The 18,336-nt window shown below is 63.7% G+C and carries 19 protein-coding genes; 8 read left to right on the forward strand and 11 right to left on the reverse strand.

Annotated elements, in window-relative coordinates; all coding sequences use genetic code 11:
- Positions 1 to 28: 28 nt before the first annotated feature.
- Entirely contained in the window at positions 29 to 493 is a 465-nt protein-coding gene (locus tag J4D52_RS13905; protein ID WP_007923357.1) for a glycine zipper 2TM domain-containing protein, read from the reverse strand.
- A gap of 173 nt (positions 494 to 666) precedes the next feature.
- Between J4D52_RS13905 and J4D52_RS13910 the strand changes: the two genes are divergently transcribed.
- On the forward strand, positions 667 to 903 hold the full coding sequence (locus tag J4D52_RS13910; RefSeq protein ID WP_009042475.1) for a hypothetical protein: 237 nt from the start codon (positions 667 to 669) through the stop codon (positions 901 to 903).
- A gap of 12 nt (positions 904 to 915) precedes the next feature.
- Here J4D52_RS13910 and pdxH read toward each other — a convergent pair whose 3' ends face one another.
- From pdxH to dinG, 5 genes are all read right to left on the reverse strand, one after another.
- Positions 916 to 1,563: a pyridoxamine 5'-phosphate oxidase gene (gene pdxH / locus J4D52_RS13915; protein ID WP_025806732.1), complete on the reverse strand. Its 648-nt coding sequence runs from the start codon at positions 1,561 to 1,563 to the stop codon at positions 916 to 918.
- Positions 1,564 to 1,594: 31 nt separating this feature from the next.
- Positions 1,595 to 2,761, reverse strand: a complete 1,167-nt coding sequence (locus J4D52_RS13920) for an OmpA family protein (protein ID WP_102676776.1) — start codon at positions 2,759 to 2,761, stop codon at positions 1,595 to 1,597.
- A 140-nt stretch (positions 2,762 to 2,901) separates the two neighbouring features.
- A complete protein-coding gene (locus tag J4D52_RS13925; RefSeq protein WP_102676777.1) occupies positions 2,902 to 4,047 on the reverse strand; it encodes a serine hydrolase domain-containing protein in 1,146 nt (381 codons plus the stop codon).
- A 206-nt stretch (positions 4,048 to 4,253) separates the two neighbouring features.
- A complete protein-coding gene (locus J4D52_RS13930) occupies positions 4,254 to 6,680 on the reverse strand; it encodes a beta-galactosidase (RefSeq protein ID WP_102676778.1) in 2,427 nt (808 codons plus the stop codon).
- Positions 6,681 to 6,773: 93 nt separating this feature from the next.
- Complete coding sequence (gene dinG, locus J4D52_RS13935; protein WP_025806728.1) at positions 6,774 to 8,918, reverse strand: ATP-dependent DNA helicase DinG; 2,145 nt, start codon at positions 8,916 to 8,918, stop codon at positions 6,774 to 6,776.
- 99 nt (positions 8,919 to 9,017) lie between these two features.
- Between dinG and J4D52_RS13940 the strand changes: the two genes are divergently transcribed.
- Positions 9,018 to 9,482, forward strand: coding sequence for a CopD family protein (locus tag J4D52_RS13940; RefSeq protein WP_063428722.1), 465 nt, complete (start codon positions 9,018 to 9,020; stop codon positions 9,480 to 9,482).
- A 131-nt stretch (positions 9,483 to 9,613) separates the two neighbouring features.
- Here J4D52_RS13940 and J4D52_RS13945 read toward each other — a convergent pair whose 3' ends face one another.
- From J4D52_RS13945 to J4D52_RS13960, 4 genes are all read right to left on the reverse strand, one after another.
- Positions 9,614 to 10,372: a hypothetical protein gene (locus tag J4D52_RS13945; RefSeq protein ID WP_102676779.1), complete on the reverse strand. Its 759-nt coding sequence runs from the start codon at positions 10,370 to 10,372 to the stop codon at positions 9,614 to 9,616.
- The gene (locus tag J4D52_RS13950; RefSeq protein WP_063428718.1) at positions 10,365 to 10,643 is read right to left on the reverse strand and encodes a DUF1145 domain-containing protein; all 279 of its coding nucleotides are present in this window, start codon (positions 10,641 to 10,643) and stop codon (positions 10,365 to 10,367) included. The genes J4D52_RS13945 and J4D52_RS13950 overlap by 8 nt, the downstream gene beginning before the upstream one ends.
- A 138-nt stretch (positions 10,644 to 10,781) precedes the next feature.
- Positions 10,782 to 11,501 carry an OmpA family protein gene (locus J4D52_RS13955; protein WP_063428716.1) on the reverse strand — a complete coding sequence of 240 codons (720 nt, stop codon included), beginning with the start codon at positions 11,499 to 11,501 and terminating at the stop codon, positions 10,782 to 10,784.
- A gap of 102 nt (positions 11,502 to 11,603) precedes the next feature.
- The gene (locus J4D52_RS13960; RefSeq protein ID WP_025806723.1) at positions 11,604 to 12,296 is read right to left on the reverse strand and encodes an OmpA family protein; all 693 of its coding nucleotides are present in this window, start codon (positions 12,294 to 12,296) and stop codon (positions 11,604 to 11,606) included.
- Between the two features lie 195 nt (positions 12,297 to 12,491).
- On the opposite strand from J4D52_RS13960, the gene J4D52_RS13965 reads away from it, so the two are divergent.
- The 4 genes from J4D52_RS13965 to J4D52_RS13980 all read left to right on the forward strand — a co-directional run bounded on the left by J4D52_RS13965 (position 12,492) and on the right by J4D52_RS13980 (position 14,235).
- Positions 12,492 to 12,989, forward strand: coding sequence for a DUF6231 family protein (locus J4D52_RS13965; protein ID WP_097302198.1), 498 nt, complete (start codon positions 12,492 to 12,494; stop codon positions 12,987 to 12,989).
- Positions 12,990 to 12,993: 4 nt separating this feature from the next.
- Positions 12,994 to 13,470, forward strand: coding sequence for a YchJ family protein (locus J4D52_RS13970; RefSeq protein WP_063428713.1), 477 nt, complete (start codon positions 12,994 to 12,996; stop codon positions 13,468 to 13,470).
- Positions 13,471 to 13,543: 73 nt separating this feature from the next.
- The gene (locus J4D52_RS13975; protein WP_025806720.1) at positions 13,544 to 14,038 is read left to right on the forward strand and encodes an LEA type 2 family protein; all 495 of its coding nucleotides are present in this window, start codon (positions 13,544 to 13,546) and stop codon (positions 14,036 to 14,038) included.
- Positions 14,035 to 14,235, forward strand: coding sequence for an SEC-C metal-binding domain-containing protein (locus J4D52_RS13980; RefSeq protein ID WP_007923047.1), 201 nt, complete (start codon positions 14,035 to 14,037; stop codon positions 14,233 to 14,235). Before J4D52_RS13975 ends, J4D52_RS13980 begins: the two co-directional genes overlap by 4 nt.
- 130 nt (positions 14,236 to 14,365) lie before the next feature.
- Here the strand turns inward: J4D52_RS13980 and J4D52_RS13985 are convergent, their stop codons facing one another.
- A complete protein-coding gene (locus tag J4D52_RS13985; RefSeq protein WP_063428711.1) occupies positions 14,366 to 14,926 on the reverse strand; it encodes a cysteine hydrolase family protein in 561 nt (186 codons plus the stop codon).
- Positions 14,927 to 15,073: 147 nt separating this feature from the next.
- Here J4D52_RS13985 and J4D52_RS13990 point away from each other — a divergent pair, with 147 nt between their 5' ends.
- On the forward strand, positions 15,074 to 15,718 hold the full coding sequence (locus J4D52_RS13990; protein ID WP_063428709.1) for a glutathione binding-like protein: 645 nt from the start codon (positions 15,074 to 15,076) through the stop codon (positions 15,716 to 15,718).
- A 184-nt stretch (positions 15,719 to 15,902) separates the two neighbouring features.
- Positions 15,903 to 18,326 (forward strand): penicillin acylase family protein, encoded by a 2,424-nt coding sequence (locus J4D52_RS13995; protein ID WP_102676780.1) that lies wholly within the window; start codon positions 15,903 to 15,905, stop codon positions 18,324 to 18,326.
- The last annotated feature ends 10 nt before the right edge of the window (positions 18,327 to 18,336 follow it).

The raw sequence follows: 18,336 nt of genomic DNA on the forward strand, positions 1-18,336 counted from the left end.
CGGGGTTTTGTTTTGTCGCGGTTAACCCTTAGTGGGCAACACGGCTGGTGCCGTTGACACTCATGATGCGCACACGCTCGCCAACGCGGAACACTTCGTTTTGTTCAACTTGTTGCACATAGGCACGCATGCTGCCGTCGTCTTCACGCACGGTGATTTCCACGCCCTGGGTACGGGTCAGGCCTTCCTCTGTGGCGGAACCGATCAGGCCGCCAGCCACCGCACCGATGACCGCTGCCACGATGCTGCCTTTGCCGCCGCCGATGGCGCTGCCGCCAACACCACCGACCGCTGCACCGGCGAGGCCGCCAATCGGGGTCTTGGTGCCTTCGATTTTCACCGGACGCAGGGATTCGATGGTGCCCATGCGAACGGTCTGTACGCGACGCGCCTCGTCACGGGAGTAAGAGTCACCGGACAGATTGGATTGGCAACCGGTGAGCAACATGGCCATCGTGGAAAAGGAAGCAACCAGCAAAACAGACTTACGCATAGGATCAACTCCAAAGGACAGATAATCATTAAACTCCGCAGCTTGACGCCTGTCACGGCATCGCCCGGATAAAATTGGTTCCATTCAGCAGCAGTACAGACTGCATGCATATAAAAACTCTTCACACGGTAGCGCTTATTTCCCGAGTTGCGCCACCGGCCAAAGGATTTTCCATGGATTACTTCATCATTGTCGTGACCACCCTTGCCGGCCTGTACTTCCATTGGTGGCTGTATGTACGGATCAAGCGCTGGATGGACCGAGACCTGGCGCTGTCGCTGGCCGGCGGGGACGAGAAGAAAAAATCCTTCATGCTGCAACAGCTGGCGAATGCCCATCGCCAGAAAGTAAAACGCCGGGACCTGCCACAGTGGCTTGAAGCCGCCGCGGCCGGTTATCCCGGCGAATGAGCTGATTCGGGTTCAGGGGGCCAGGCGCTCACGCACCCAGTCGGCCCCTTGCAGGCGGTAGTTCAAGCGATCGTGCAAACGGCTCGCGCGTCCTTGCCAGAACTCGATGCGCTCCGGTAACAGGCGATAACCACCCCAGTGCTCGGGGCAATGGGGCTGGGCATCGCTGAAGCGCTCTTCGGTGTTCTTGAGCAAGGCTTCCAGCTCCTGGCGATCGGCGATCACCTGGCTCTGCGGCGATGCCCAGGCACCCAGGCGGCTGCCCAGCGGGCGGACCTGGAAGTAGGCATCGGACTCCTCGGCGGTGACCTTGACCACCCGCCCCTCGATACGCACCTGACGCTCCAGGGCCGGCCAGAAGAAGGTCATGGCGGCAAAAGGCCGTGCGGCCAGTTGCTGCCCCTTGGCACTGTCGTAGTTGGTGAAGAAGGTGAACCCCTGCGCATCCAGCCCCTTGAGCAGCAGGATGCGGCAATGGGGGCGCCCCTCTTCGTCAACGGTGGCCAGGGTCATGGCATTGGCCTCGACCGGCGGCTGCTCGGTTTTCACCGCCTCCGCGAACCACCGGTGAAACAGCGTGAAGGGCTCGACCGGAGCCTGGGCTTCGGTCAGTCCGTCACGGATGTAGTCGCGGCGCATGTCCGCCAGTCCCTGGGTCATTGCTGGTTCCTTTTGCCCGATGCCTGATGAATCAGTTCTTCGCCTGTTCGGTCGCTGCCTTGGCTGGTGCCTTGGCAGTGGTGGTTTTCTTGGCGGCTTCTTTCTTCGCTACAGGCTTCTTGGCTGGGGCTTTTTTCGCTGGAGCGGCTTTTTTCGCGGCAACGGCTTTCTTCGAGGAGGCAGCAGGAACGACTGGTTTCACATCCTGCACGGCAACCAGTTCAGCCTCGGACGGGGTCGGCTGGTTGTACTTGCTCAGCAGGGCCAGCATGGTACTGCGCTGGGTGACGATGATTTCCACGCGACGGTTCAGCGCGCGACCTTCGACGCTGTCGTTGGCGGCGCGAGGCATGACCGAACCCATGCCGCGCAGCATCAGGCGATCGCGCTTGAGGCCGGTGAGGCTGAAAATCGCGGCGACGGACTGCGCACGGTCACGGCTCAGCTTCTGGTTGGCCGCCGCGGCACCGGTGGTGTCGGCATGGCCCAGTACCAGCACGGAAGTCTTGGCGTCGGTCCCCACGGCCTTGGCCACGCGGGTGAACGGGCTCAGGGTGACCGGCAGCAACATGGCCGGGCGATCCGGGTTGAACGAACCGTCGACCGGAGCGGTCACCACCAGGGTGTTCTCGCGACGCTCCAGTTGCAGGCGGCTGTCCTTGATGGCTTCACGCAGGCGCGGCTCATAGTCGTCCAGCCAGGCCTGGGTGACTTTTGGATCCGGCATCGGGATGTCTTTGACATCTGCCTTGGTCGGAGACGTGGGCTGCTGATTGAAAGGCCACCACCAGTTGCCAGTCTCGGTCTTGGCGACCTTCGGCGCCGCGGTCGCGGCATCCGCCTTGGCGTCGGCTACCGGCTCTTTGACTGCGTCTTTGCTGGTGTCCTTGGAAGGGAACGGCCACCACCAGTTGGTGGTCTCGGCCTTGGCGGCCGGAGCAGCGGCGGAAGCGGCTGCGGTTTCGACCTTGGCCGCGGCAGGAGCGGTCGCGGACTTGGCGGTGGATGTGGCGGCGGACTTGGCCGCGGAAACCTCGTTGGCAGCTGCTTTTGCTGCCGGTTGCACCGCTTCCTTGCTGGCGGCCTTATCGGAACCGAAGGACCACCAGTGCCCACCTTCTGCGTCATTTTGTGGAGTTTGTGCACAACCGGTAACAGTGAGGCAAAGAGCCAAGGCTAAAGACTTGTTCGACGACATGGGATATCCACAAAATGAGATCAAAAATTACGGTCTCTACGAACCGTACAAACAGACGCTTTGAAAGTATAAAAGCCACAGGGTTCCTTTCTGATGCCTTTACTCATGTTTAGGCAAAAAAAATCCTGACGGCAACTTTTTTACAGACAATCCGACAGAACCCTCACCAACTTCTGCGCTCTTGGATCCATCAACACGTACGGCCCCAGGGTATTAGTGACAAAACCGAAGGCCACATCGTACTCAGGATCGGCAAAACCGATGGAGCCACCCGCTCCCGGATGACCAAAGGCCCGAGGGCCGAGACCGAAGGTCGCGTTGGCCACCTGCGGCTGGTCAAGCATGCAACCCAGGCCGAAACGGGTCTGGGTCAACAGGGTCTTGTCCATGCCGACGCTGTGTTCGCGGGTCAACTCTTCGAGCATGTCCGCTTCCAGCAGGCTGCCATCGAGCAGGCCGCTGTAGAAGCCGGCCAGGCTGCGGGCATTGCCATGGCCATTGGCCGCTGGCTGTTGCATGCGCCGCCATTCCGGCTTGTTGGTGCTGGTCATGATCGACGGCGGGTTGGTGAACGCCCGGGTGGTCATGGCCGTGGGTTCGCGCATGGTCACTTGCAGCAGGCGCTGCGCGGCCGCGTCGCCGACATTGCCCTTGCCCCGGGCGATATGCGCCACCCGGTAAAACTCCTCGTCGGGCAGGCCAACGTAGAAGTCCAGCCCCAGCGGCCTGGCGACCCGAGCCACGATGGACTCGCCGGGACCGCGCCCGTCAGCCCGACGCAGCAGCTCACCCACCAGCCAGCCATAGGTGATGGCCGCGTAACCGTGGCCTTCGCCCGGCGTCCACCAAGGGGCTTGCGCCGCGAGGGCATCGACCATGGTTTGCCAGTCGTAGAGCGCTTCCGGCGCTAGCAACTCACGCAACGCCGGTAGCCCGGCCTGATGGCAGAGCAACTGACGCAGGGTGATCGCTTCCTTGCCGGCCGCGGCGAACTCAGGCCAGTACCGGGCGACCGGCGCGTCCAGCTGCAACTTGCCTTCGGCCACCAGTTGCAGGGCGGTGACCGCGGTGAAGGTCTTGGTGCAGGAAAACAGGTTGGCGATGGTATCGCTGTGCCAGGCCTCGCTGCCATCCTTGTCGGCGGTGCCGGCCCAGAGGTCGAGCACGGTTTCCCCGCCGATCTGAATGCACAACGCCGCACCGCGCTCCTGGGGATCCTCGAAGAGTGCCGCGAAGGCTTCGCGCACCGCTTCGAACTTAAGCTCGTAATGACCCTGAATCTGCACCCGTAACTCCCCCGGACCATGCTCTACAAAGTGGTGCGCATTGTTCCAGCCCTTGAGGGTTTTGGGAACAGAAGCGAGCCCGGCGGCGATCCGCCGGAAGAATTATTCAGAAATAGACGGGCGTTGAATGCACCGCGGGCCGGCCAGCCCCTACGAGTGAGTAGAGGCGGACCGGCCCGCGGCACGCTAAAGGCCTGGTTCAGCGATTAATGGCCATTACCCGAATGACCGCCTGCATGGCTGCCGCTCTGCCCCGCGCCCTTGCCATCATGACCTGGCTTGCCACCGTCGGCGGCATGAGCAGCAGCCTTGTCGGCCTCTGCCTTGGCCTTCGCGGCTTCCTTGCCCAACTGCTCAAGCGCCTGCAGGTTGCTCTTGCGCACGCTGTCGACAAACCCCTGGAACGGCACATCGGTGATGCCCACCAGGCCGAAATGGCCGTTCTCACCGTCCAGCAGACGACCGGTGACCGGTTGATCGAGGTACTGGAACCAGTGCACGCCAACAATCGACGGCTCGCTCAGCGCCTGCTTGAGGAACTGGGCATAGGCCGGACCGCGATCCTCCTCCCGCGCCAGCTCGGTCACGCCGCCCCAGAACGGGCCGCGATCCCTGGAGCCGAAGTTGAACTCGGTGATCAGTACCGGCTTGTCCAGCGTGTTCAACCGAGCAAAGTCGTAACCGTCCTGCGGCTTGAGGGTGTACATGTTGAAGCTCAACACATCGCAATACTGGGCGCAGGACGCCACGGCCTCCGGGGTGCTGATGGCGAAGCGCCCGCCCAGCAGCAAGTGATTCGGCGCATGCCACTTCAACGAATCGGAAATGGTCTTGAAGTAAGTGTCGGCAAAGACCTTCTGGAAATATTTGAAGTCGGCTTCGATCTCCGGATGCTCCGGGCTAGGCAAAGGCGGCTCGAACCCCGGGTCTTCCATCAGCTCCCAGGCGGTCAGGTTGATGCCCCAGGCCTTCGACAGGCCCTCCTGGTTGCGGTACTTGTCCCGCAGTTGCTTGAGGAACGCGCGTTTGGCCGGCACGTCGGTGGTCATGCGCAACGTGCCGTAGGCCAGGGCATAACGCGACTTGGGGTCATCGCCGGGACCGGCCCAGGCCAGTTCGTTGTCGGCGAAGTAACCAATCAGCCATGGATCGTCGCGGTGATCGCGGGCGGCAATGGCCACGGCGCGCTCGGTGGCCATGGCGAAACGTGGATCGAACGGATCGGGCATGCCGCCCCACCAGTCGGTGCCGGTGCTGATGCTTGCATAGTCGCCGACGATCGACAGCGGCAAGGTGTAGGGCACGCGGTCGTTCAGGCCCAGCGCCGGCGCGCTCCAGTTGCCGATGGTGTTGAAACCCCAGGCTTGCAGGCGATCCAGGGTGTGGCTGGCCCAGCGCTTCTGCTCCAGGGCCGCGGCCGGACAAGCTGGTGCGGCTGGCGGCTCGCTACCCTGCCCGGCCTGGGCCTCCTGGGCGTCGGCCTTGGCGGCATCCGCCACACCGGCCTGGGTTTCGCTGCCTGGGGTGCAAGGTACGCCGTAGGTGCGCTGCAGGTTGGCGCCATAGAAGTCGTACCAACGACCGACGTTGTAGGCGCGACCCTGATCGGCGCCGTTACCGCCGCGGTTGTCGCCTTCGCCGTAATAACCGGCCAGCGGCTCGCCGACGTTGGGCAGTGTGGCGAACATCCATTCACGGCCAGCGACATAGGTCTGGCTATTCTCCGCCGCGACCGCATTGACCCCCAGGGAATAGAACGGATGCCCCTGGGGCGTCACCAGATACCAGCGGCCATCGCGCTTCTCGGTACGGAAGAAACCACTGGCCTTGAAGGCCGGCCCGTTGCTCCAGCCACCGAAGGTGTCCAACGAGGTGCGCTCGCGTTCGGCCAGCCAGGTTTTCAGTTGCAGCTGTTCCTTGGTCGCGGCGGCCTTGAGCTGCTCGTCGCTGGCGATCTTTTCCGGCCACTTGGCCCGGGTCGACTGGCCATAGGTATCCACCAGGCCACCGTAGGCCGCCTTGACCACCGCCTCGCCGTCCTGCACGCCAAAACGCTCGAGCAGGATGCTCTGGGCGGCTTTCGGCTGATCCATGGACAAGGTCACCGACACCACCTGGCTGCGGTCCAGCTCGCCTTGGCTGTTGGCCAACAGCACGCGCTGGCCCTCGAAGGTCATCGGCATCGGCGGACCGGCCTTCATGCCCTGGCTCAGCGGCGAACTGGCAACCAGCGGCACCAGCAGGGTCTGTGCCGGACCAGCCGGCAGGTCGATACGGCTGACCAGGGTCTTGCCGTCATTGCTCTGGATCTTCACGTACAGGGTCAGGGCCCAGTTCATCGCGCTCTGGATCCGCAGGCTCATGACCCCGGACTGCGACCAGTCCCAGGCGCCGGTCTGCGGAGTCAGGCGCAGGCTTGGCTGAATCGCCGGATTGAACGTCACCCGGCGCAGCACTTCGCCCTCGGCTGTCTGCTCCGCGTTGGCTTGCGGCAGGCTGGCATCCTGTGTCGCTACCTGCACCACGTCGGCAGGCCGGACAAAGTTGAACAGCGTCTGTTGCCCTGTGGGCGCGGCAAGCAGCGGCGTAGCGAACAACAGAGCAAGGACAGCGGGTAACGAACGGCGAATCATAGGGACCTGGTGCTCCTTAACGGCCGATGAACGGCCTGTGTGCAATCAGTGACATGCAATAGACAACACGACCGGCCCACAGGCCGGCCGTGCTCAGGAAATTTCCCGACGGAACGGCGGCAACGCATTGAGGATAGCCTTGCCATAACGCTGGGTGACCAGGCGCCGGTCCAGTAGGGTGATGGTGCCGCGGTCCTGTTCGGTACGCAGCAGGCGACCGCAGGCCTGGACCAGCTTGAGCGAGGCGTCCGGCACCGAGATTTCCATGAACGGGTTGCCGCCCCTGGCTTCGATCCACTCGGCCAGCGCGGCCTCCACCGGATCGTCCGGCACCGAGAACGGGATCTTGGCGATCACCACGTGCTCGCAGTAGGCACCAGGCAAATCCACGCCCTCGGCGAAGCTGGCCAGGCCGAACAGCACGCTGGAATCGCCGCCGTCGACCCGCGCCTTGTGCTTGTTCAGGGTTTCCTGTTTCGACAGGTTGCCTTGAATGAACACCTGCTTGCGCCAGTCGCGGTCGAGGCCGTCGAACACGTCCTGCATCTGCTTGCGCGACGAGAACAGCACGAGGGTGCCCCGCGAGCCTTCCACCAGTTCCGGCAGGTCACGGATGATTGCCGCGGTGTGGGCTGGCGCATCCCGTGGGTCGGCGTGCAGGTCGGGGACGCGCAGCACCCCGGCGTCGGCGTGATGGAAGGGGCTGGGCACCACCGCCGTCACGGCCTTTTTCGGCAGCCCGGCACGCATGCGGAAGCGATCGAAAGTGCCCAGGGCAGTCAGGGTGGCGGAGGTCACGAGCGCGCCATAGGCCACGTTCCACAGGTTTCGACGGAGCATCTCCGCGGCAAGGATCGGGCTGGCGTTGACCTCGATGTCGAACAGCGAGCCGCTTTCCGCCAGGGTCAGCCAGCGCGCCATCGGCGGGTTGTCTTCCGGGTCTTCGGTGGTGAAGGCGGTCCACAGTTCCCAGTTGCCCGAGGCCCGGGACAACAGGCTGCCGAACAGCGGGTACCACTCTTCGGCCTGGTTGCTGGCGATGCCGATGTTGACCTCGCCGTCCATGCCTTCCTTGAGCAGGTCGGTCAGGCGGGTGAACAGGTCGGTCAGGCGCGAAAAACCTTTCTTCAGCTCGATGCCCATTTCCCGCATATGGTCGGGGATCAACCCGCCGACGAAACGATGGCGCGGCCGCTCGCGGCCTTCCATGTCTTCGCCGGTCTTGAAGTCGGCCAGCTGTTCGCAGGCGGTGAACATGAACTGCTGCTGGGTCTTGATCTCCCGCGCCAGCTCCGGCACCTGTTCGATCAACTTGCCCAGGTCGCCCGGCAGCGGGTGCTGGGCCAGCAGCTTGGTGAGGTTCTTGGCGGTCTGTTCCAGCCAGTCAGCGGTGGAACGCAGACGGGTGTAGTGGGCGAAGTGGCCGATGGCCTTGTCCGGCAGGTGGTGGCCTTCGTCGAACACATAGAGGGTGTCACGCGGGTCCGGCAACACCGCGCCACCGCCCAGGGCCAGGTCGGCCAGGACCATGTCGTGGTTGGTGACGATCACGTCGACCTTGCCCATGCCTTCGCGGGCCTTGTAGAAGGCGCACTGGCCGAAGTTCGGGCAATGGCGGTTGGTGCACTGGCTGTGATCGGTGGTCAGGCGCGCCCAGTCGGCGTCTTCCAGGGCGGTGGGCCAGCTGTCGCGGTCACCGTCCCATTTATTGCCGGCGAGCTTCTCGATCATGCTGGTGAACAGCTTCTGGCTGGCCTCGTCGACCTCGATCTTGAAGCCTTCTTCTTCGAACAGCTGGGCGGTGGCGGTTTGCGCGTGGCCTTCCTGCAGCAGCATGTCGAGCTTGGACAGGCACATGTAGCGGCCACGACCCTTGGCCAGGGAGAAGGTGAAATTCAACCCGCTGTTGCGCATCAGGTCGGGCAGGTCCTTGTAGACGATCTGCTCCTGCAGGGCGACGGTGGCGGTGGCGATCACCAGGCGCTTGCCGGCGGCCTTGGCGGTCGGGATCGCGGCCAGGCTGTAGGCCACGGTCTTGCCGGTACCGGTGCCGGCTTCCACGGCCACCACGGCCGGGTCGCCGGAACGCCGGCCTTCGTCATCGGTGTCGACATCGCCCAGGACCTTGGCCACTTCGGCGATCATCAGGCGCTGGCCGTAACGCGGTTTCAGGCTCTTGGCTTCGAGAAAACGCGAGTAGGCGCCCTGGATCGTGGTTTTGAGTTCGTTGCTGATCATGGTTCTTCGGGCGCAAGAAACGCTGGATAAATTTTCAGTGGTTCGGATCGGCCGCTATCATACCCCGCTAATTCATCCCGCGCAGAACGGAGTACCCGAATGACAGCCTTTGCCCTTGCCTACACCCTGCATGTCCTGGCCGCCCTGGTCTGGGTCGGCGGCATGTTTTTCGCCTGGATGGTGCTGCGTCCCGCGGCGGTGGCCGCCCTTGAGGGGCCGGCGCGGTTGAAGCTGTGGGCCGAAGTGTTCCCACGGTTTTTCGTCTGGGTCTGGGTGGCGGTGGTATTGTTGCCGATCAGCGGCGTCGGCCTGATCCACCTGCGTTTCAGCGGCTTCGAGACCGCGCCGCGTTATGTGCAGGTGATGATGGGCCTATATGTAGTGATGACCGCGCTGTTTATCCGGATTCAGTCGTTGCAGCTGCCAACGCTGCGTCAGGCGGTGGCGGATGAGGACTGGCCGACGGGGGCCACGACCCTGGGCAATATTCGGAAATTGGTGGGGATCAATCTGATCATTGGTCTGTTGCTGGTGGCCGTGGCGGCGGCTCGGCCGATGTTCTGAGACAGACGCCGGTAAAAAGCATCGCGGGCAAGCCTCGCTCCTACAGACGGCGTTGACTGTAGGAGCGAGCGGGCGGCGATCCGACTTGCCCGCGATGGCGCTGGAATCAGCGCCGCCTATTTAAGGACTGTTTACAGGCGCTGTACCGTGACCGAACCCGCGGGGCCTGCCGCCCCTGGATGGCCTTCGGCGCCAGGACGGCCGCTCTTGCCACCGTCGGCACGATAGACGAAGCAGCCCTTGGACTTGCCGCCGGCCCCGGGCTTACCGCCCGCACCGGCCACACCGCCGGCCCCACCATCGACCCAGACCTTGATCTGCTCCGCCGGGTAATCCCGCGGCAGCTCGACCCGTACCTGGGCACCCGCCGCGCCCGGCTGGCCGTCACCGCCGTTGTCGCCATCGGCGCCACGCCCGGCCTGGCCCCAGGTGCAACCCGGCTCCTCGCCGTTGGCACCATCGAGGCCGACATAACCCGGCGCGCCGGTGCCGCCGCGGGCATCCACCGAGAGTTCCCCGGCCTGCAGCGAGGTGATGCGCAGAGTCAGGTTGCGCCCGGGTTTGGCCGCTTTCTCATAAGTCCCCGGAGCCCCGCGGGAGGTGATCTGGCTGCCAGCCTCCAGGTCGGCATGGTCGACGTTCAGCAGCAAGCTTTGTTCAGCGGGAACGATAGCGATCCGCGCTTCACGCCCCAGACGCAACTCGCCGACCTTGACCTCGGCGACTGTGGACGGAATCAGCAAGGTGCCATAATCGGCCACTTCCAGGCGTTCCAGTTGCAGGCTGCTGGTAGTGTTGGGCAGGCGCATCAGGGAGTTGGTCTCGACTGTCACCACCTGGGCCTGGACCAGCGGGCTGCACAGTAGCGCGAGCAGACAGAGCTTACGCATGGCCGACCTCCACAGGCTTCGGTGCCTTGAAGGTCTGCAGGTGGAAAATGCCGGTCAGAAGGATCTGCAGGCGATCACGCCAAGGGTGGGCGCGACCTTTGAGGCTACCGTTGAACAGCAGCAGCTCCATCAGGTGGGTCAGCAGCAACAGGCTGCCGGCCAGATTGATCAACAGATGAATCGGATTGATCAGCGGGCTGACCAGATTGACCAGCACCAGCAACCAGAACAGCAGCGTCAACAACTTGCCCAGCCCCCAAAACACCTTCATATGCCCCCCTTTGCGAGTTTTTCTTTGCGCGCACAGTAACGACTTCGGCGAGGGATAAGCCAGAGGGCGGCGAAAATTCTCCCGCCGCCCCCTGCCAAGCCGCCGGATCGGCGACCTTCGCCGCCCCGACGCCGAGGATCAACGCTGAATGTGCAGCTCCACCCGACGGTTCTGCGCCCGCCCTTCTTCGGTGGCGTTATCGGCGACCGGCTCGCTCTCGCCCTTGCCCTGGCTGGTCAGTTTGTCCGGCGCCAGACCCTGGCTCAGGAGGAATGCGACGACGCTGCTGGCGCGTCGTTCGGAGAGTTTCTGGTTGTATTCATCCGTCCCCTGGCTGTCGGTGTGGCCGACCACCTTGATGCTCTGCACGTCGGCACCCTGAAGCTTGGCCAGCAGCCCTTGCAGCTGGTTTTGAGCTTCGGGTGTCAGCTCCGCCGAATCGAAGGCGAACAGCACATCGCCCTGATCGCTGAGGGTGATCACCTCAGATTGCGCCGCTGGCTCGACTGCCGGTGCGGCCGGGTATTGCGGCAGCGGGCAGCCACGGTTGTCGACCGGGGTATTGGCCGGGGTGTCCGGGCAACGGTCACGGCGGTCGAACACGCCGTCATCGTCCTTGTCGCCATCCTGGGCATAGCAGATCAAGCCGCCGGTCACCAGGCCCAGTGCCGCGCCACCCGCAGCCCAGCCACCGCTTTCAATGGCACCCAGACCGCCGCCCACCAGGCCGCCGAGCAGGCTGCAGATTGGCCACGTACGCTGGTTGAGGGGGGCAGTGCCGTCGCTGTGGGTAGCACAACCTGTGAGCAGGCTGCCGAGCAGTAGAACCGGCAAGGCGGCTCGCGAGAGAAGACTCATCATGAATGCTCCTGTGTCACCGGCCCATACCGGTCACACAGGAGTAAAGACCCGCATGGGCGGCTGCACAAGCCGCCCATGCCAGGCAAGCACGCCAGGCAATCAGCGGTTGATTTTGATTTCCGTGCGACGGTTCATCGCCCGGCCGTCGGCAGTCTTGTTATCCGCGACCGGCTGGCTCTCGCCCGCACCGGCTACCGAAACGAAACTGCTGCGCGGTACGCCCGCGCTGATCAGGTACTCGGTCACCGAACGCGCGCGTTTTTCCGAGAGGCGCTGGTTGTAGGCATCGCTGCCCACGCTGTCGGTGTGCCCGGTCACCCGCAGTTGCGCACTCGGGGCTTCCTGTTTCAGGCGTGTGGCGATGGTGTCGAGCTTGGTTTTGTCGGCGGCGGTCAATTTGGCGGAGTCGAATTCGAAGTGCACGTCACGGATGACAATGGTCTCTTCCTTGACCACCACCACTTCCTCGACCACGGCTACAGGCTCTGGCGGGCAACCGTTGGCGTCCACCTGCACGCCTTTAGGCGTACCAGGGCACTTGTCGCGACTGTCCGGCACGCCATCGCCGTCTTCGTCGCCATCACCGTGCACCCAGCAATAACCGGCCGCGACGCCCGCACCCAGCAAGGCGCCGTAGCCTGCCCAGGACGAACTTTCGATTGCGCCCAACGCGGCCCCGCCGACGCCCCCGTAAGCGGCGCAGGTCGGCCAATCGGTTTTCTGCAAACCTGCGCAACCAGTCAACACACTGGTTAGCAGAACCAAGGGTAATGCTGTCCGAACTATGCTCATCTAGTTATCTCCTGAGGGAATCGGCTTAGAACCGATTGGGGGAGTAAAGACCTGGCTTTAAATCTCCGCCAGCATGAGGCCGGCGGGCTTTCTCCCTGGATTTGCCCAGGAACGGCTGTCATTTCAGACAAAACGGCTCTAGGCCCGCGGGTCCGGGCAGGCTAGTCTTTGCCACTCAAAGATTGAGGAACTTCGATGACCGCAGGTATTTCTTCGCGCACGCCCCAGCAGGCCCTGGCCGCCCTGCTCGACCGCTACGCCCCGCAACAGCTGCTGCTGATCGGTGCCAGCGGGTTTCCGGCCCTGGAGGCGTTTCGCCAGGCGCACCCCGAAACCGCCATCGCCCAGGCCGCACCCGGCCCCTTGCCGGCGGAACTGGCGGCGCGTCGTTTCGACCTGGCGCTGGCGGTCGATTGCCTGGAGCATCTGCCCAAGCGCGACGGCCTGAACCTGCTCGGCGGCATCCGCAATCTCAACGCCAGCCGCATCGCGGTATTGGCCGACCTGAATGCCTGCGGCTGGAAAGAAACCGACTTTTTCTCCCTGGCCCTGCAGGCCAGCGAACGTTTCCAGCGCGACGAACAGGTCCTGACCCTGTTCACCTACGATCTGCTTGAATACAAACAAGTGCCCGACTGGCTCAACTCCAGGTTCTGGGCGAACCCGGAAAACTTCGGAAAGTACTGGTGGTAATGCGATGAGTACCTCTATTTGTCCCTGCGGCAGCGGCAACCTGCTGGACGCCTGCTGCGGCCACTACCACGCCGGCCACCCCGCGCCCTGCGCCGAAGCCCTGATGCGCTCGCGCTACAGCGCCTACGTGCTGGGCCTGGTGGATTACCTGGTGAGCACCACGCTACCGGCGCAACAGAACGGCCTGGACCGCCAGTCCATCAGCGACTGGAGCGCGCAAAGCACCTGGCTGGGCCTGGAAGTCGAAAGCTCGGAAGTCTTCGGCGGCCAGCCGGAGCACGCCTTCGTCACCTTCACCGCACGCTGGCACGACAACTCTGGCGAACACAGCCATCGCGAACGCTCATCCTTCGTGCAGAACAGCGGGCACTGGTATTTCATCGACCCGACCGTGCAACTCAAGGCCGGCCGCAACGATGCCTGCCCCTGCGCCAGCGGGCAGAAATTCAAGAAGTGCTGCGCCAGCTACTTCGCCAGCTGAATCCCCGACCCTGAGCCTGTCCTCGCGTGCGCTCCGCGGTTGCTAGACTGGGAGTTCAAACGGAGTAACCCCCATGGTCGTTCAGTTGCGCGCACTACGGACCTTCGGACTGCTCACGGTGCTGGCGCTTTCGGGCTGCGCCTCGTGGTTCGTCGACGACACCCTCGACCCGCAGGTGCACCTGGTCAAGGTCGAGGTGATCAAGGCGAATTTGCTGGAGCAGCGCTTGCGCCTGCACTTTCGGGTCGACAACCCCAACGATGCCGACCTGACTGTTCGCGCCCTGGAATACCGGGTTCATCTCGGCGACGTGTTGCTGGCGGAGGGTGAGCATGAACACTGGTTCACCATCGGCCCCAAGCACAGTGCCTACTTCCAGGTGCCCGTGCGCACCAACCTGTGGCCGCAGATACGCCAGGTGGTGAAATGGCTGAAGGAACCGCAGCAACCGATCCCCTATCGTCTGGAAGGCTTGCTGGAAACCGGATTATTCATCGGCCATGACGTGCACCTGACGCGCAAAGGCGAGATAATTCCCGCCGATTTTATTCCGGAGCAACCTCGATGACCCAGCAACCCCATGTCCATGGCCCTGACTGCAACCACGATCATGACCACCACGATCACGACCACGGCCATGTTCACGGTCCGCATTGCAACCACGCTCACCAGGAGCCGGTGCGCAACGCCTTGAAAGATGTCGGCCGCAACGACCCTTGCCCATGCGGCAGCAGCAAGAAATTCAAGAAGTGCCACGGCGCCTGATGCCGTAACGCCCGGCCTTTGTCTCGCCCTGCATGTAGGAGCGAAGCTTGCTCGCGATACGGACGACTCGGTGCATCAATGTAATCGAGCTGATCTCATCGCGAGCAAGAGCTGGGCGCCCCCCTTGCTCCTACAGATCGCGTTGCAGGATCTGTCTCGAATCGATCACCGTCGCATACTCGCCATGCAGGTTGCCCAGCGACATGGCATGCACCTCCTCGGCGCTGCGGGCCTGGCCGAAAAAGTCGGCCTTGTCGAAGGTGTAGCAGGCGTCTTCCACCACCCAGGTATCGAACCCCAGATTGCCGGCGGTCCGCGCCGTCGCTTCCACCGAGTTGTTCGTCGCCACGCCGACGATTACCAACTGGCCGATCCCGGCCTTGCGTAAATCGGCCTCCAGGGTCGTGGCGCAGAAGGCGTCCGGTACTTGCTTCTGAATCACCGCCTCAGCGCCCTGCGGCATGAACCGCTGCTGAAATTCCACTCCCGACTGCCCCGGCCAGAACACCGACTGCTCGCTGCGGGACAGGTGCTGCACATGGATCAGCGGCCGCGCCGTCTGGCGCCAGTAAACCAGCAACTCGGCGATGCGCTCCTCGGCCTGGGGGTTGTTACGCCGCCCAAGCCTGGGATGCAGGATGCCCTGTTGCTGATCGATCAGGATCAGCGCTGTATTGGTCTGAAGCTCCATGCTGACTTTTCTCACGCTGGGTCATTGAATTCCACGCACTTCAACATCACCTCTCCAGACAGGCAAGCCGTCGAACGTAGACCGGACGACCGAATACCGCTGTTGGCTATCCGTACCAGAATGTCCTTCGTTTACCTGGAGAGTTCCATGATCGACCTGTATTACTGGACCACCCCCAACGGCCACAAGATTTCCCTGTTCCTCGAGGAAACCGGCCTGCCCTACAGCGTGCACCCGGTCAACATTGGCCAGGGCGAGCAGTTCAAGCCCGACTTCCTGAAGATCGCACCGAACAACCGGATCCCCGCCATCGTCGACCATCAGCCGGCCGACGGCGGCGCGCCTCTGTCACTGTTCGAGTCCGGGGCCATTCTGCTGTACCTGGCGGAAAAGACCGGGCAGTTCCTGCCCAAGGACCTGCGTGGCCGCCAGGAAGCCCTGCAATGGCTGTTCTGGCAGATGGGCGGCCTGGGACCGATGGCCGGGCAAAACCACCATTTCAGCCAGTTCGCCCCGGAGAAGATCCCTTACGCGATCAAACGCTACGTCGATGAAACCGCGCGGTTGTACGGGGTGCTGGACCGACGCCTGGCGGATCGCGATTTCGTCGCCGGCAGCGAATACAGCATCGCCGACATGGCGATCTATCCGTGGGTCGTCTCCCACAAGTGGCAAAGCCAGAACCTGGAAGACTTCCCCAACCTGCACCGCTGGTTCAACCGCATCCTCGATCGCCCGACGACCGCGCGCGCCTACGCCATCGCCGCACGGATCAACCCACCCAAATCCTGAGGCCCGATAGCCCACTGCCGGCCGGCAAACAGCGGTGGCTGCTCTGTTTCGGGCAGCCACCGAACGGCCGGCGCGGACTATTTGTCCGGCAACGCAGAAATACTCTCAGCCCCCGCTTGCGCGGCACTCGCCTGCTCACTAACGTAGCGCCTTTATCGACGCTACCCCCCGCAGGAGCTTTGCCATGGCCTCGCCAGCCCTCTCACTTTTTCTTCCCCGGTTCGGCGTTGCCGCGGCAGTGGCCGGCGTTCTCAGCCTGGCCGGTTGCCAGTCATGGAACACCCAGGACAGCCTGCCGCCGACTTCCGGCGTGCAACCGCTCAAGGGCCTGGCCCAGAACGTTTCGGTGCGACGCAATGCCATGGGCATGCCGCTGATCGAAAGCAGCACCTTCCACGATGCGCTGTTCGCCCTGGGTTACGTGCACGCCAGCGACCGGATCAACCAGATGGTGACCCTGCGCCTGTTGGCCCAGGGCCGGCTGGCCGAGATGTCCGGTGCCGATGTGCTGGACGTCGACCGCTACATGCGCGCGGTCAACCTGAAGAACAGTGCCGGCGAGCTGTATAAAGCCTCGTCCCCGCGGATCAAGCGCTTCTTCGAGGTCTACGCCCGCGGGGTCAACGCCTACCTGTTCCGTTACCGCGACAAGCTGCCGCCGGACCTGGCCGCCACCGGCTACAAGCCCGAATACTGGAAACCGGAAGACTCGGCGCTGATCTTCTGCCTGCTGAACTTCAGCCAGTCGGCCAACCTGCCGGAAGAAATCAACGCCCTGGTGCTGGCGCAGAAAGTCGGTGCCGACAAGCTCGCCTGGCTGACCCCGAGCTACCCGGATGAAGCGCTGCCGCTGGCCGAGAGCGACAAACTCAAGGGCCTCAACCTGAATGTCCCGGGCCTGAGCGAAATCAGCTCCGCCGCCGGCAAGCTCGGCGAACTCAACCCGCTGAGCGTCGCCGGCGCCAGCAACTGGGCCATCGCTCCCCAGCGCAGCCGCGGCGGCAGAAGCCTGCTGGCCGCCGACAGCCACTCGCCGGCGTGGAACCTGGTGCAGATCCGCGCGCCCAAGTACCAGGCCGCGGGTGCTTCGATCGCCGGCCTGCCGATGATCGTCCAGGGCTTCAACGGCAAGGTGGCCTGGAGCATGACCTCGGTCGCCGGCGACAACCAGGACCTGTTCCTGGAGAAACTCAAGCGCCAGGGCAATGCGTTGTATTACGAAGCCAACGGCAAATGGCTGCCGGCCGTGGTGCGCAACGAAACCTACTTCGTCAAAGGCCAGCGGCCGATTCGCGAGGCGGTCTATGAAACCCGTCACGGCGCCCTGCTCAACAGCGCCAGCAACCTGAGCGGCGGCTACGGCCTGGCCCTGCAGCAGCCGGACCTCAAGGACGACAAGAGCCTGGATGCGTTTTTCGAGCTGTCGCGGGCGCAGAACGTGGAGCGGGCTTCCGACGCCAGCCGCGAGATCCGCGCCATCGGCCTGAACATGCTGTTCGCCGATGCCAGCAATATCGGCTGGCAGGTTACTGGCCGCTTCCCCAACCGCCGTGAAGGCGAAGGCCTGCTGCCGTCGCCGGGCTGGGAAGGCCGTTACGATTGGGACGGTTATGCCGACCCAATGCTCCACCCCTATGACCAGGACCCGGCCCAGGGCTGGCTGGGCATCGCCAACCAACGGATCATCCCCCACGGTTATGGCATGCAGCTGTCCAACTCCTGGTACTACCCCGAGCGCGGCGAGCGCCTGGCCGAACTGGCCGGCAGCGGCAAGCACGACGGCCGCAGCATGATCGCCATGCAGTACGACCAGACCACCACCTTCGCCGCCAAGCTGAAGAAGATGTTCGAAGCCCCCGGCATAGCGCAGCCCCTGAAGAAGGCCATCGACGCCCTCCCCGAAGCAGAGCGCAGCAAGGCCCGCGAGGCCTACAGCCGCCTGATGGCGTTCGATGGCAAACTCAGCCCGGTGTCGGCCGATGCGGCGATCTATGAGCTGTTCCTGCAGGAAAGCGCCCGGCAGATCTTCCTCGACAAACTGGGCCAGGAAGACAGCCCGGCCTGGAAAGCCCTGGTGGCCAACGGCGCGCTGTCCTACTCGGCCCAGGCCGACCACCTGCTGGGCCAGGAAGACAGCCCGTTCTGGGATGACAGCCGCACCCCGCAGAAAGAAGACAAGCCGGCGATCCTCGCCCGCAGCCTGGCCACCGCCATCAGCGCCGGTGAAAGCCAGCTGGGTGGCGACCGCAAGGCCTGGCAGTGGGGCAAGCTGCACAGCTACAACTGGAAGAACGCCAATGGCCAGGTCGTTCGCGGGCCGCTGCAGGCCGGTGGCGATCACAGCACCCTGAACAGTTCGCCGTACCGCTGGGGCCAGGACTTCAATGTGACCGAGGCTCCGGCGCTGCGCCTGATCGTCGACTTCAGCCAGAGCGAACCGCTGAGCGTCCTGAACAGCAGCGGCCAATCCGGCAACCCGGCCAGCCCGAACTACCTGAACGGCATCGATGCCTGGCTCAAGGGCCAGTACCTGAACCTGCCGCTGCAAACGCAGAACTTCGACCGCCTCTACGGCAAGACCCGCCTGACCCTGGTGCCAGGCAAGTAACACCGGCCAG

Origin of the sequence: Pseudomonas sp. GW460-12-10-14-TSB1 (assembly GCF_017349775.1) — a bacterium.
Taxonomy (GTDB): domain Bacteria; phylum Pseudomonadota; class Gammaproteobacteria; order Pseudomonadales; family Pseudomonadaceae; genus Aquipseudomonas; species Aquipseudomonas piscium.